At 49.9% G+C, this 14,258-nt stretch carries 12 protein-coding genes; 6 read left to right on the top strand and 6 right to left on the bottom strand.

What is annotated here, in order from left to right:
* Positions 1-56 precede the first annotated feature (56 nt).
* The 3 genes from ACYVF1_RS08610 to ACYVF1_RS08620 form a co-directional block, all read right to left on the bottom strand.
* Positions 57-1,547, bottom strand: coding sequence for a hypothetical protein (locus tag ACYVF1_RS08610; protein WP_461077584.1), 1,491 nt, complete (start codon positions 1,545-1,547; stop codon positions 57-59).
* Between the two features lie 90 nt (positions 1,548-1,637).
* Complete coding sequence (locus tag ACYVF1_RS08615) at positions 1,638-2,081, bottom strand: hypothetical protein (RefSeq protein ID WP_461077586.1); 444 nt, start codon at positions 2,079-2,081, stop codon at positions 1,638-1,640.
* A 120-nt stretch (positions 2,082-2,201) separates the two neighbouring features.
* Entirely contained in the window at positions 2,202-3,710 is a 1,509-nt protein-coding gene (locus ACYVF1_RS08620; RefSeq protein ID WP_461077588.1) for a tellurite resistance TerB family protein, read from the bottom strand.
* A gap of 271 nt (positions 3,711-3,981) precedes the next feature.
* On the opposite strand from ACYVF1_RS08620, the gene ACYVF1_RS08625 reads away from it, so the two are divergent.
* The 5 genes from ACYVF1_RS08625 to ACYVF1_RS08645 all read left to right on the top strand — a co-directional run bounded on the left by ACYVF1_RS08625 (position 3,982) and on the right by ACYVF1_RS08645 (position 12,166).
* Complete coding sequence (locus ACYVF1_RS08625; protein ID WP_461077590.1) at positions 3,982-5,799, top strand: Ig-like domain-containing domain; 1,818 nt, start codon at positions 3,982-3,984, stop codon at positions 5,797-5,799.
* A 116-nt stretch (positions 5,800-5,915) separates the two neighbouring features.
* On the top strand, positions 5,916-6,836 hold the full coding sequence (locus tag ACYVF1_RS08630; protein ID WP_461077592.1) for a polysaccharide deacetylase family protein: 921 nt from the start codon (positions 5,916-5,918) through the stop codon (positions 6,834-6,836).
* 105 nt (positions 6,837-6,941) lie between these two features.
* Entirely contained in the window at positions 6,942-7,658 is a 717-nt protein-coding gene (locus ACYVF1_RS08635; RefSeq protein WP_461077594.1) for an RNA polymerase sigma-70 factor, read from the top strand.
* Complete coding sequence (locus ACYVF1_RS08640) at positions 7,640-8,644, top strand: FecR family protein (RefSeq protein ID WP_461077596.1); 1,005 nt, start codon at positions 7,640-7,642, stop codon at positions 8,642-8,644. The genes ACYVF1_RS08635 and ACYVF1_RS08640 overlap by 19 nt, the downstream gene beginning before the upstream one ends.
* Positions 8,645-8,680: 36 nt before the next feature.
* The gene (locus ACYVF1_RS08645) at positions 8,681-12,166 is read left to right on the top strand and encodes a SusC/RagA family TonB-linked outer membrane protein (protein ID WP_461077598.1); all 3,486 of its coding nucleotides are present in this window, start codon (positions 8,681-8,683) and stop codon (positions 12,164-12,166) included.
* Between the two features lie 18 nt (positions 12,167-12,184).
* Here the strand turns inward: ACYVF1_RS08645 and ACYVF1_RS08650 are convergent, their stop codons facing one another.
* From ACYVF1_RS08650 to ACYVF1_RS08660, 3 genes are read right to left on the bottom strand one after another with little or no spacing between them, the layout of a single operon-like run.
* Positions 12,185-12,316, bottom strand: coding sequence for a PIN domain-containing protein (locus ACYVF1_RS08650; RefSeq protein ID WP_461077841.1), 132 nt, complete (start codon positions 12,314-12,316; stop codon positions 12,185-12,187).
* Positions 12,317-12,325: 9 nt separating this feature from the next.
* Positions 12,326-12,565 (bottom strand): PIN domain-containing protein, encoded by a 240-nt coding sequence (locus ACYVF1_RS08655; RefSeq protein ID WP_461077600.1) that lies wholly within the window; start codon positions 12,563-12,565, stop codon positions 12,326-12,328.
* Positions 12,552-12,710 carry a hypothetical protein gene (locus tag ACYVF1_RS08660; protein ID WP_461077602.1) on the bottom strand — a complete coding sequence of 53 codons (159 nt, stop codon included), beginning with the start codon at positions 12,708-12,710 and terminating at the stop codon, positions 12,552-12,554. The genes ACYVF1_RS08655 and ACYVF1_RS08660 overlap by 14 nt, the downstream gene beginning before the upstream one ends.
* A gap of 47 nt (positions 12,711-12,757) precedes the next feature.
* On the opposite strand from ACYVF1_RS08660, the gene ACYVF1_RS08665 reads away from it, so the two are divergent.
* Positions 12,758-14,221 (top strand): RagB/SusD family nutrient uptake outer membrane protein, encoded by a 1,464-nt coding sequence (locus ACYVF1_RS08665; protein WP_461077604.1) that lies wholly within the window; start codon positions 12,758-12,760, stop codon positions 14,219-14,221.
* The last annotated feature ends 37 nt before the right edge of the window (positions 14,222-14,258 follow it).

The following is a 14,258-nucleotide window of genomic DNA, read 5'->3' on the forward strand; positions in this document are numbered from 1 at the left end:
GGCTCCAGTATTCACGCTACGTTATAAGTAAACATGTAACCTGGAACATTGAACAATTAATAGTCTGTCACTTTAGGCAATTTTTCGCGAACGAATTGATCCGTGCTTTCGGAAAAAAGCTGGATTAATTTGTCGGCTTCGCTACTGTAAGCCTTACCATCGGCGGTTTTGTTAAGGATTTGATCGAAATCGTCGATGATGTCGAGTTTTACGTCTGATTCACCTCCGAAAATTCCACGCTTTTTCGGCTCAAAACCACGTACCGTATGACCAAGATTGGCCGCATCGAGCAAAAACGGTTCGAACGAACGTTTGTTCTCCCGCATCTCGGTCAACCATTGGCGGAAAGCTGCATCGAAATTCTTGACGCTATTGAAAAAGCCTGAATTCAGAAACGATGTTGAAATTTGCGGATTTGCTTTCGACCATTGCACCGTACCGGCGGCCTGCCGAATCCGCTGGCTGAGGTACGTACTGAACAGCGCCATTTTCGATAAGGGTAGGCTAATAAGTTGTTTCGTAGCCCCGGCCAGATTACCCAGTTGAAGGCTGATGCCATCCTGCTCGATTCCGAATTCCTTAAAAACCGGGTTATTCGGACGACCATTCGAAACCGCCAGACTAGCGTCGTCGATGTTCATGAAATCGACAATGGACAGCGCCGACGCCATTTCCACAAAATGCGCTTCGTTCTTCTGACCACCCGCTCCGGGGTCGTATGTATACGCTTTGGTCTGATCGTCGCCGATGTAGTATAACGTATTGACCGACGGGTTCACACCTTTCTGGTAATAATTCAGCGCGGCCTTGGTTTTGGCGATGAACGAAGCCGGGTCAATCAGTTTATTGTCGTTGGTGGTGAGGCTGAAATACGGCATCACCGTTACAGCCCCAATTTTGGCGTCACGCAGGAACGCTGGGTTTGGAATCTGACCAATTGCTTGCGCACCCCGGATGTTCTTGAGCAAAATTGGGAAGCCAGCCGCGCCCGTTCCCCCGAAAATCGAACTGATGATAAAAATGCGGTCGTTGGCGCCGAAGTTTTCCGCAAACGCCTGAAACACATCGGAATACCGAAACTGATTAAGTACCGTACTACCGATGTTCGGATTGCCGACAAAGCCAATGTCCATCTTGGTTTCCAGATTCTCTTCCGAAAACAGTAAACTGGCGAAGGCTTTGGCAGGCGCATCCAGCCCTTCATAGTTGATATAATCACGAAATTTCTCCTGCTGAACGCCCTGTAATTCAAAAACATACGTATCAGCAATAGTCGCGTTGCCACCGATTGATCGATTCAGGGTTTTGATTTCGGTACTAAAAAAACCTGATGTCGGCTTGTTTTGCAGATTAGCGCGAATGTTGCCGTACTCACGTAGTAAATCTTTAGTACGTAATAGGTCGTCATTCGTAGCGTGAGGGTCCAGCACAATCGGAATCACCTCATCAGTATTGTTAAGTTTCACACCAGAGGCCAGCAAAAACGTCAGGGCTTTCAGCACCCGTGAGCCAGTTCCGCCAATGGCAAAGACAAATAGTTTAGCCATAATATTGATTATTAGGCTCAAACAGGCTCTGGCTGTTTGAATCAGCTAGTAGCCGAATAAACAAACAGCCAGAGCCTGTTTGAGCCAGTATTATTTAGAAGGCCACAGGATGGGCCGGTGTTTTGCGTTTTTACTGAAATTTTTCAACACCATCGAGATGATGAAAAAAATAACGACGGTCAGCAGCGCCATTGTAAAAGAATAACTCAAAAAGATACTTACCCCCTGATCAAAGAGATTGCCCTGATCGGGGTCGGCTTCGTCGCGAGGAATTTCCTGACCAGCTTTCTGATAGCACGTAACGAGCGTTATGACGAAAAGCACCAGCGCACTCACACCCATCATCAGCAGCCAGCTTCCCATGCCGCTGAAACTCACTCGGTTAAACGGCCAGATGTAAAAAGCAAACGCCACCACAAACGCAATACCGATGGCCGTCCAGGTCAGGGGCGACAGGAGTTCTTCCTGATACAAATCCTCCAGCAGCGCGCCGTTGACAAACAGGTTGTAAAAATTATAAAGTGATTCTTCCATTGTTTAAAGAGCGAAAGAGTGAATGAGCGAAAGAGCGAAAGAAAACTCGCGCTAGCGTTTCGCTGGATCGCCAGCCGCTCTTTCGCTCATTTACTCTTTCGCTCTTTGGGGTTCTTTCACTCATTCTAAATTGATGGTTAGCGTGAAATATTCGGTTTGGTTGTTGGGATTATAGGCTCGTTCGACGCCCTGAAGCAGGTTCTGGAGACCGAACGTTGAATTTTGATCCGGCGACAAATCGTTGGTTGTGGTCGTATTGGCGATCCAGCGGGGCGGAAACTGACGACGTAGTCGAATGGTGGCGTTACGTTCACCACGAGCCGGTTTTTCAGTCGATAAAAGCAGTTTGTGCGTCGTACCGTTCGCACCTGAATACGTTTGCACGGCCGTAACCTGGAAATTGTCTTTGCCCGAAACAACGTACTGACTAGGGTCGGTTAGCAACGTAGCAGGCAAACGTAGCGCCGACAAATCGACCGCTACCGGAATCGTCAGGCTTTTGTCTGTTACGTCGGGTTGTACATCGGTAAGCGCGTGAACGGCTTTCGAGTGACTGCGGACATCTTCAGCCGAACGCTTGAAACGCCCTTTCCGGGCCGGATCGGTAACTAAAATGCTGTAGAATGGTGTAACCGCTTTGGTATCGCGCCCGAAAAACCACGAATCAGCATAGCCCGGCAATTGATCGAAACGGCGGATGGTCTGGTACGTTTGGTCTTGGTAAAGCCGCTGCATGGTTTCGTTACGTCCGATCAGGCAGAGGTAGTACGGACGTTCGCCGTTGTACGGTTTTTTAGCATTGTTCCAACTGTAATACGTACCGTTAAAATCACTTTTGAGCTTGATAACCAGCATCGAATGCGTATTGGCATAGGGGTTGAAAACGGCGGTAAGCAGCGAACTGGCCGCGTCCAGCGTTTTCTGAGCGCTCATGCCCGTCAGCGTAGGGTCGGAGTAAATCAGGTCGGAAACCAGCACGCTCAAATCGTCGCCCGACGTACTACGTAGTATTTCGGTGAAAATGCCTTCAAAATCGGTGCTGGTCGTTTTGCCTTTGGTTTTCGCGACGGTGAAAATGTCTTTCTGCTTGAAAAACTGCGACATCGACAAACCCAAATCGTTTACTTCCGTATTCACTACGTAGAGTTGCCCTTTGCCGGGATTAATGGCGTCGAACTCCGTCAGTACGTCGTTGAGCGTGCGTTTGAAAGCGCCGTTACCGCCGGGTGTATCGTATGGAAACATACTGGCGCTGGCTTCGAGATACAGTTTCAGACGTAGCGGTTTGGTCGACGTAGCGGCACCGGTCAGGGCGATGGTGGGCGCTTCGCCTTCTTTAGCTAGTTTGCGGTAGTCGATGTGGCGCTTGATGTAGGCCGTCAGTGCTACGTCATCAACCTCACCATCAGCGGTATAGAGTTTGGCCGTCTTTTTCTCGTCGGCTAAGTCTTGCTTTTCTTTTACCAGCAATGCTTTAATCGCTTGGGCCTCGGTTGCGTCGATCTGATTGTCGTTGGTAAGCGCATCGCTGATCTGGCTGTCGAGTTCACCAACCGGACTCGTGCAGGAAGCCAGCCAGTTGGACGACATTATGAGCAGAATGAATAAATAAAAACGGTGTTTCAACATGCAGGTTTACGGGTGATTGGACCAACCAGTTCCGGGCAGCAAATGTACCAAATCGGGTATGGCTTACCCGACCATTCGCTAATTGGACTTAAATATTCTTAAAATTCTATAGAACCTAACGAAGCCGACGCCCATTTTATGTCAATCGGCACCACGAAACGATGAACGGACGTTTACCTTTGTAGGTAAATTAAAGAGCGAAAGAGTGAAAGAGCGAAAGAGCGATTGCCATAGAATAAGCCTTTTAGTAGAGGTTCATCCCATAAGTACATTGTTTCGTTATTTCTTTTTTGCCTTTTTTCTTGGTCTGCCTTTTTTGCTGCAAAACTGTGCGCAGGTTGCCCAACCGCCTGGCGGTAAGAAAGATACGTTGGCCCCTAAACTGGTAAGCAGCATGCCAACCGCCCGCCAACTGAATTACGCTGGAAAAACGGTTGAGCTGGAATTTGACGAATACGTGAATGCCGAAAATCTTCAGCAGAAGATCACGATTACACCTCAGGATAGTAATACGTTCATTGTGAAGTCGTTGCCGAAAGGAATTCGCTTGAATTTTGCTAAGCCGTTTTTGCCCAACACTACGTATACTATCGATTTTGCCGATGGAATTAAGGATATAACAGAACGGAACGTAGCAAAGGATACCAAAGTAGTGTTCAGTACCGGCAACATGATTGACTCGCTGTATCTGAGCGGTAACGTTGTTGACGATGAAAGCCGTCAACCGATCCTGAATTTTGTGATCGGTTTATTTGCGCCGACTGATACGTTGCCCATCAACCGAAAACGACCACAGTATTTTGCCCGAACGGATAGTAATGGAAACTACCGTATCGAAAACGTGAAAGCTGATAATTATAAAGTTTACGGTTTCGACGATAAAGATCTTAATCTAGTGAATAACGCGCCGGAGGAACGGGTAGCGTTTCGCGATACGGTGCTAAACCTGAATCGCAATTACACGGACGTGAATCTTGTGGCGTTCCGGGGTTACGGCAAACCGCGTATCAGCCGACGCGAACGTACCGACGAAACCCTGGGACTTGAACTGAGCAGTGGCATCGCCAAATACCGGCTTCGGTTCGGACGGTTTCCGTTGACTTCTACTACGTCAACAACCGCTACGTCTACCACAGTCACTTCGACTTCTGCTACGTCAACATCTACTACGTCTGCCACGGCTGCTCCCGCTTCAACGACTGCTACGTCGGCTTCTGCTACGTCGACAGCGGTAGCTTCCACAACGGGCGCATCCACGTCGGGTGATACGTTGGTTTCGTTTCTGGAAAACCCCAAAACGATTCGACTATATCGACCCGCCAACCGGGCGGCAGGCGATACGTTATACACGACTATTATAGCCGAGGATTCGGTAGGAAACGTAACGGAACTGCGCGAGCGAATTTACTTTTCTCCGTTGAAAACCAGGGCTAAGAACCGGACGCCACTGAATGTTACGGTAACGCCATCGCCCGGCGAGCCGATCGATAATAACCTGGAATTCACGATGGTTTTCAACAAACCCGTGATACGTTATAGTCTTGACGAAATCGTGATCGGTCCCGATAGTACGAAACCGCTCAAGCTGACTCCCGCCGACATCGTCTGGAGCAATAATTTCTCCCGACTGATGATTAAACAGAAAACAAACCGCGTCGGCGGACCGCTGCGTGATACGTTGCTCTTTCGACTACAAAAAGGCGCTTTTATCAGCGTTCAGGGTGATACGTTGGCGCGGTTTTCGGCGAGGTATCTTATTGCCGATGAGGATAGTTATGGGCTGATTGCCGGTCGCGTGAACACGGCTACGCTGGGTCCGCCCGGTACCAAGTTTATTGTAGAATTGCTGGATGAGAAATACAAAGTGATACGTTCGGCGCTTAATACGACGTCGTATAGTTTCGGGCGGCTCAAACCAGGACTTTACCGCGTCCGGCTGATTGTCGATAGCAATGGCAATGGTAAACGCGATATCGGCAACGTTCAGAAAGGCCGACAGCCCGAACGGATCATTTACACGCCCGGCACCGAAGACGATGGTACTATTCGGGTGAAGCAGAATTTCGAGCTGACCGATATTGACTTCTAAAATCCTAGGTACACCCTGTCTATGTGTTGTCAGTTTTAAGAAATTGACAATATAAAAAGCCCACCAGTTTCCTTATGGTTAGCTTTAGAATTTACGTGATGCTACTTTGGGCAAGTGTGAGCCCTTCATTTGCACAACTGGCGAAGTATAAGGTCTTCTATGGCGTAACCAAACGTCAACCTCAGCAAGTTTTGATGCGGCAATGGGAACAGGCTGGTAAACAATATTTTTTATTGCTGAATCCGCAGACACTCAAAACCAAAATAACCACGCTAAATCCAACTGATTTTACGCCGTTGACCTGGAGTAACGTACTTCGGGTGGTGGGCCAGACGCCGTATGGCCGGGCGATGAAAGCGGAGCAGCAACGGTCGGGCTCGCTTCAGGATGCGGGCCTTGAGCGAGCCGATACCACCGAACGCGGATTTAGCCTGACTATCGATTTATGTCCGTCGACAAAACCCCTCACGCGGTCTGTTTTTGAAGATCTTATCCGGGCTTTTGAACCCGACGAAAAGCCGATTCCTGTAACTATAACCGTTTCGGGTTTATGGCTCAATAGTCATCAGGACGACTTGAGTTATTTAAAAAACCTGGTACGTCGGGGTGATCTGGACGTCACCTGGGTGAACCATTCCTATCATCACCGCTTCGATCCACGACGACCGCTGTCCGTTAATTTTTTGCTCGAAGCGGGTACAAATGTGCCGGATGAAGTGCTGCTGAACGAACAGAATATGATTCGGAATGGCTTGCTTCCGTCTGTGTTTTTTCGTTTCCCCGGACTTGTTTCCGATAAGGCGGTTTTCGATCAGGTGCTGGCGTTTGGTCTGTTGCCTATTGGGAGCGATGCATGGCTTGCCAAGAATCAGGCGCCCAAATCGGGCAGTTTTGTGCTTATCCACGCCAATGGCAATGAACCGCTGGGTATTGCTGATTTTATCAAACTGATTCGCAATCACGACGTTTCGATTCGGAAGAAAACCTGGCTACTCTACGAACTACCGACTAGTGTTGCCCACTCCGAAGAAAAGTAATCTCTCGTTGTTCTCCCGAAATAATTAAAAAAAATCTGCGAATCAACTAAGGGATAAACGGGTTTCTGCGGACTTAGTAATAAACACACTTGTCTGTGCCTGCCGATGGCCGAGAATTTACCCCATAAATTTGACCCTGCTAACCCTTTCCGAAAACCGGATTCGGAACCCCTCCTGGTCGATTCCGAATTTCTGATTCGGCAGGCTTTTGCTGAGGATGCCCGGCGTGGGTACGAACTGCTGTTCCGGCGATACTACCGAAACTTATGCAGTCAGGCGGTGCGGTTTGTGCATTCGCGCACCGTTGCCGAAGATCTGGTTAGCGAAGTGTTTTTCAGCTTCTGGAAAAACCATGTCCATCTGCACATTTCCACTACGTATCAGGCTTACCTGTATGCCGCTGTTCGGAAACGTGCGTATACCCATCTGCGGCAGGAATTTCGGCTGGAATCTATCCCCGCCGAAACTGAAACGGAGCAGGACGACGCCGACGTAGCACTCGACCCGGAACAGTTGCTTCAGTACACCGAACTTTCCCAACGTATCGAAGAAACGGTACGTACCCTGCCGCCCCAGTGCCAGCGCGTATTTGTGATGAGTCGTTTTGAAGGCAAAAAGCATCGCGAGATTGCCGAAGAACTTCAGATTTCACCGAAAACCATTGAAGCGCACCTCAGTCGAGCCCTTTCGCAACTTCGTCAGACGCTTCATTTGGGACTCTTCTGCTGGCTAACGATACTGGTATCTGCTCAACCTTCCACTCCGCCGAGCCTTGTGGTTTCGGCGCAACAAATCGTTATGAAATGCAACCGACAAGCATAAAAGATACGCTGTTCGAGCACTTTGCGGGCCGCTCGACAGTACTTCAACGAACGATGATTGCCGACTGGCTTCGGGAACCCGCTAATCGGACCCAGTATGTTGCCTGGCTCGACGAATGGGAGCAGCAGCACCTGCAATATCTGGCCGACGAAGACACTGCTTTTCAGCGTCTTAACAGCCGGATTGATACGTGGGAAGAAGCGCATCATTACGTAGCAGAAAACGAACGATCAACCGTTGTTCGGCCTCTTGTTTCGCATTTTCGATGGCTGGTGGCGGCTGCTATCCTTCTTTGTTTGCTGGGTGGTTTATACGCCAGCCAAACGTACTGGCTGTACCGAACCATCGAAACGGCTTATGGAGAAACCCGGCCAGTAACCTTGTCGGACGGTTCACAGGTAACGCTCAATGCGCATTCGACGCTACGTGTGCCGCGTTTCGGTTTCGGCGAAAAGACCCGTACCGTCTGGCTGACCGGAGAAGCTGCTTTCACGGTTCAGCATACACTCACCAATCAGCGGTTTGTAGTTCATACCAATCGCGGTGTCGACGTAGTGGTTTTGGGTACTGAATTCAACGTATCAGATCGGCCAGGGGGTACCAAAGTGGTGTTGAGCAAGGGCGCTATTCAGCTTAATTATACGGGAAAAACTAAAGCCGTTCGTCAACTCCGACTAAAACCGGGTGATGCCGTTAGTGTGGATTCGGCTGGTCTGTTGCGGCAAAGTCATACGACGCAGCCTGAGATAAGCACCGCCTGGCGCGAACACCGTTTTGTTTTTAATCACACAACGGTCCGGGAAATTGCCGAACTTCTACGCGATACGTATAATCTGCGTGTTGTGCTCAAAAACAAGGACTTAGCCAGTCGAACTGTAACGGGCTCGTTTGAAGCCCGCAACGCCGATGAATTTCTTCAGGTGGTAGCTGAACTGCTGGAAATCAACTACAAGCAGAAAGAGAACACTGTCACTTTTTTCGAATAACCCACTCACTCTCGAACCCTTTCACTCGTTACGTTTATGCGCTCACGCTTACATACCACTACGTTGCCTGTTCTGCTCGCTGGCGCGTTGCTGGGCGGACTTCAACCCGCCAGTAGCCAGACGCTGGCCATGGTTCGGCAGCAGAACCGGACAACTATTCCGGCCATCACCACGCGCCGACTGGTCGACGTATTGAACGATCTCAAATCGCGGTACCAAACCGACATTTTGTTTGAAGACCGAACCATTGCCAATCTGACCGTTCCGGCCGACGTACTGACGGGTAGTACGTCGCTGGAGAATGCGCTGGGTCGGGTGCTGAGGCCATTTAGCCTGCGTTACAAGCAGGTAAAAACGGGCACGTGGGTGGTTCTGAATAAGAAACCAGCGCACACGACCGACGATGCCAAATTGCCCGCCACGCAACCGACTGAGCAGCGTTCGCCTGATAACAACGCGCTCGATTCGGGCTTAGCCGCGCAGTCTACTACGTCGGTAACGCCTATTCCAGTTGATATTTCAGTGACGGGAACGGTGACTGCCTCTGATAATGGAGGAGCCTTACCCGGCGTCAGCGTTGTGGTGAAAGGAACAAATCGGGGCACCACAACCGATGCAAACGGTCGATACCAACTCAGTATTCCTGAACCGGCAGGTGGTACGTCGTCGCTGGTGCTGGTTTTTTCGTACGTTGGGTACGAAGCTCAGGAGGTTCCGGTGAGCAATCGTTCTGAAATCAATGTGCAGTTGAAAGAGAACAATCAGTCGCTGAACGAGGTGGTGGTTGTGGGCTACGGTACTGTTCGCAAAAGCGACCTGACGGGTTCTGTTACGTCGCTCAAAGCGCAGGATTTAACGCGGGGCACGAACGTGAACCTGCAACAGACGTTACAGGGGCGGTCGCCGGGGGTACAGATTTACCAGAAAAGTGGCGAACCAGGCGCGACGATGAGCGTTCAGATTCGGGGTATTACGTCGATAACGGGCAATAACGACCCGCTCTACGTAGTGGATGGATTACCCGTGAACGATGGAACGGCAATTGGGTCAGCCAGCGCAGGCGGAACGACCAGCAATCCGAATAACCGTACGCCATTGAATAGCCTGAACCCGGCTGATATCGAGTCAATTGAGATTCTGAAAGATGCATCAGCCTCGGCCATTTACGGGTCGCGGGGAGCGAACGGCGTGGTTATCATCACCACGAAAAAAGGGAAAGATGGCAAGCTGAAAGTTGAGTACAACGGTACGTACGGCGTTCAGAAAGTGGCTCATACGCAGCGGTTTATGACGGGTGACGAATACACGAAAGCCATCAACGAGATCATCGATCTGGGTAAGCTGACTACACCTAAAGTAACGGGTACCAACGCTAACACCGATTGGCAAGGGCTGTTGCTACGTGATGCGCCGATTCAGTCGCACGATCTGTCGTTCAGTGGGGCAGGGGGCAACACGAAATACTACATGTCGGTTGGCTACTTTAATCAGGACGGTATCATGCTGAAATCCGGCACGCGCCGATACAACGCCCGTGTGAATATAGAGAACGGCGTTGCCTCGAAATACAACGTGGGCATCAGTTTGACAACGGCCTATACAAGAGACTATTACAACGCTACGGGTGTAGGGCTGAATGACAACGCCAGTGCGCTCTACATGGCGCAGAACTACGACCCAACAGCACCGCCGTACAATGCAGATGGTTCGTTTTACCGCTCTCCGTTAATGGCGCCGATGGATAATCCACTAGCGGTAATTAATGGTCAATACGGCATGGGCGATACGTATCGAACGTTCGGCAATGTGTATGCAGAATACTTTTTTGTGCCTTCGTTGTCGGCCAAAGTTCGGGTGGGCGTCGATTTGAATGATAATCAGCGCTATTTCTGGATCGACCCCACTACGTTGACAGGTTTGTCATATAACGGTTACGCCGATGTGCGCGATGGTAAACGTGGTTACTATCTGGCTGAAGGGACGCTGAACTACAATAAAGAGTTTAAAAACCACCGGATTTCGGCGGTGATTGGTTCTACGTATGAGCGATACACCTCAAGCTCGCTGGTTGCGAATTCCCGCTCGTTTGCGCTGCCAGACCTGACGTTCGATGCGTTGGGTACAGGCGACAATACGTTGAACGGTGTCAGCAGCGGACGGCAGGAGAACAAACTGGTTTCGTTTCTGGGGCGGGTCAACTATGCCTTTATGAGCAAATACCTGATTACTGCGTCGATGCGCGCGGATGGCTCGGCTCGGTTTGGGCCAAACAAACGATTTGGTTATTTTCCATCGGCGGCTGTGGCCTGGCGGATTCACGATGAGGATTTTCTGAAGAACAACCGGGCCATCAGTGAATTGAAACTACGGGCTAGCTACGGCGTAACCGGTAACCAGCCAACCGCCAACTATCTCTATTTCTCTACGTACTCCGCCGGACGTAACGCGGTGTTTAATGGCAATAAAGTCAGCTCGTTACAGCCGTCACGTAGCGCCAATCCGGATCTGCAATGGGAGTCGGCGGTTCAGGCGGATATTGGCGTAGATTTCGGCTTCTTCAACGGTCGTCTGACGGGTAGTCTGGACTATTACAACCGCAAAACATCCAACCTGCTCTATGACATTCCACAACCAGCCAGCACGGGTTTTGGGAGCCGTACGGAGAACGTTGGTAGTATGCGAAATACGGGTTTTGAGTTCGCTTTGAAAGGAGTGGTTGTCGATAATAAAGAGTTTCGGGTTGATGCAGGATTCAATATTACTACGTTGAAAAACAGAGTGTTGAGCCTGGGTAATGTTAGCCAGTCGATTGGCAATGGGCCGGGAAGCATTGGACAGGTAAGCATCCTGAAACCGGGCGAATCCATCGGATCATTCTATGGCTATCTGGTCGATGGGGTTTGGCAAACGGGCGATGATTTCGGGCAGGCGCAAAGTGGCGTTCGGCCCGGCGATTTGAAGTATCGCGATCTGGATGGAAACAAAGTCATCAACGCCAGCGACCGGGTTATTTTGGGGAAATCGCTGCCCGATTTCTACTACGGATTTAATACGAGTGCTTCGTATAAAGGACTTATTCTGGACGTGTTTTTCGAAGGGTCGGGTGGGGCTAAAATGCTGAACAGCAGCCTGGTCGATTCGTATTATCCGGTCGATTACCGACGTAACAAACTGGCCGTTCCCTATCTGAATCGTTGGACACCAACCAACCCGACGAACGACTACCCGTCGTTCCTACCGAATGACGTACAGGGCCAACGTCAGGTGACGAACAAAACAGTGGAAGATGCCTCGTATCTGCGGCTCCAGTCCATTCGCCTGTCGTACAAACTTCCGCTGCCTGCAAACCGCTACGTTAGTGGGGCGTCGGTTTTCGTAAACGGGCAGAACCTCGCTACGTTCACGAAGTATACGGGTAGTGATCCGGCTGCCAACGCGCTCGGCGACAATATATTACGTATCGACTACAATACCTACCCACTTACGCGCACGTTTACCGCCGGTTTGAACTTGCAGTTCTAAGATGTTAACGCGAAATCACTATGAATCTGCCATGAGATCCAGAAGAACTAAATCCAGATCAGGGAGATTGGCAAAACCTTTGTCAGCCGTAAGCAGGGCTAGTCCTGAGTAATAGGCTGTTGCCGCAATCAAAGCATCCGGTATTTTGATTTTATGAGTCTACTTCAGTTCAATAGACTTTGCTTTGATTGCTGGATGTAGATCGATAATAAAACAAGTGTCAAGCAATTGCTGAATAACCTGTTTTTTGTTCTCGGATATGCCTTTTCGGCCTAATAACTCAATTTCAGTGATAAAAGAAACCGCAAATGAAAAGTCCGCAAACAAAGCTGCTTCCGAGCGACCTTCGAGGAGACAAATTAGAAAATTAGTGTCGGCCAGAAAATCAGCTCCATTCATTACGAGCTTCGTTTTGATAGGTCATGCCATCCAGACCACGCTTGAGTTTGCCGACAAATGGTCGAAGACTGCGTTTCGATTGGACCTTTTTGAGCATCTCGTGAAGCGCTTCTGGTTTTGTGCCTTTATGAATTTTGATAACCATAACAGCGTCTGTTTTTACAAAAGTAACCAATATACATCATTTTTTCGATGAAACCGAACCTAAGCCATATCCTGCTTCTTGCTGTCACGCTGGCGCTTTCGTCCTGTGAAGAAGCGCTGCAGGTAACCCCAAAATCTGAGTTTTCGCCGGGTAACGTGCTGACCTCCGAAAGCGGTATCAAATCGCTGTTGTTCTCGGCGTATGCGCAGGAGCAAACCCAGTCGAACTCGCGTTACGTGATTAATGATTCCGAGGTTTGTACCGACATGGGATTCAACACTGGCGGGGCCGAAAATGGGCAGCTTATTACGTTGATCAACTTCACATGGGACCCGTCGACTGGTACGTTCAACGACGATATGTGGGGGCCGAACTACCGGTCGATTCGCGACGCCAACGGGGTGATTGAAAACATCGCCAACGTCACTACGTCGGATGCGAATAAAAAGCTCTACAAAGCTGAGGCACGAGTACTTCGGGCACAGGCGTATGCGAATCTGTATAATTTCTTTGGCCCCGTTCCGCTACGTACCTCGACGACGCAGCCCGCCGATCTGGCCCGCGCGACCGACGATGCGATGAAAACGTTCATTGAAACGGAGCTCACGCAGGCTATTCCTGATTTGCCCGATCCCGGTAAAGAAGAAGCCTATGGCCGATTAAACAAGGGCAATGCGAACGGTATTCTGGCCAAATTTTTCCTGAATACCAAGCAGTGGCAGAAAGCCGCCGATGCTGCCAAAGCGGTCATGGATTTCAATTACTACTCGCTGAACCCCAATTTTGTAAGCCTGTTTCGGGTTGAAAATGAGGGAATTAGTAATAAAGAAATGATGCTGGTATTGCAGTGTCGCACAGAAGATCCATTCGGCAACTGGTATCAGGCTGGTGCTTTGCCACCGGCTTATAAAAGTAGTCCGCAATTCCCAAACTACGTCTATAAATCGACCATGTCGAACTTCGCGACCCAGTATCGGCTACGTACTGCGTTCACGAGCTCATATGCGGCCGCTGATAAACGGCTTCAACTAATCTGCACCAGTTATGTGAATAATAGCGATCAGGTTGTCGATTTATCGACCGGTGACAATGCCCGTAGCTTCAAATACTGGGACAACAATACTGTCGGTAACAACAGCGGCACCGACGTCCCCATACTACGTTACGCTGACATGCTCTTAGCCCGCGCCGAAGCCCTGAACGAATTGAATGGGCCTACTACAGAAGCCTTTACATTGATCAATCAGGTACGTACCCGCGCCGGTATCCCCAACCTGACTGCCACGGATACGCCAACTAAGGAAGCATTTCGCACGGCCATTTTCCGGGAGCGGGGCTGGGAATTTGTCGCAGAAGGCAAACGTCGGGAGGACTTGATACGTCAGGGAACATTTATTTCGCTGGCACAGGCACGCGGCATCACCAACGCTAAACCCGAACGGACTTTATTCCCGATTCCGCAGGTCGAAATCGACGCAAACAAGCTTTGTGTTCAGAATCCGGGTTACTAGACGTAGCATGGTCGACTGGCCACACTACGTCTAGGCA

Source organism: Spirosoma flavus, assembly GCF_054778555.1.

Excerpts from the sequence above, each read along its gene's own strand:
- ACYVF1_RS08610 (WP_461077584.1), bottom strand. The coding sequence starts at position 1,547 with ATGGCTAAACTATTTGTCTTTGCCATTGGCGGAACTGGCTCACGGGTG.
- ACYVF1_RS08615 (WP_461077586.1), bottom strand. The coding sequence starts at position 2,081 with ATGGAAGAATCACTTTATAATTTTTACAACCTGTTTGTCAACGGCGCG.
- ACYVF1_RS08620 (WP_461077588.1), bottom strand. The coding sequence starts at position 3,710 with ATGTTGAAACACCGTTTTTATTTATTCATTCTGCTCATAATGTCGTCC.
- ACYVF1_RS08635 (WP_461077594.1), top strand. The coding sequence starts at position 6,942 with ATGGCCGAGAATTTACCCCATAAATTTGACCCTGCTAACCCTTTCCGA.
- ACYVF1_RS08640 (WP_461077596.1), top strand. The coding sequence starts at position 7,640 with ATGCAACCGACAAGCATAAAAGATACGCTGTTCGAGCACTTTGCGGGC.
- ACYVF1_RS08645 (WP_461077598.1), top strand. The coding sequence starts at position 8,681 with ATGCGCTCACGCTTACATACCACTACGTTGCCTGTTCTGCTCGCTGGC.
- ACYVF1_RS08655 (WP_461077600.1), bottom strand. The coding sequence starts at position 12,565 with ATGAATGGAGCTGATTTTCTGGCCGACACTAATTTTCTAATTTGTCTC.
- ACYVF1_RS08660 (WP_461077602.1), bottom strand. The coding sequence starts at position 12,710 with ATGGTTATCAAAATTCATAAAGGCACAAAACCAGAAGCGCTTCACGAG.
- ACYVF1_RS08665 (WP_461077604.1), top strand. The coding sequence starts at position 12,758 with ATGAAACCGAACCTAAGCCATATCCTGCTTCTTGCTGTCACGCTGGCG.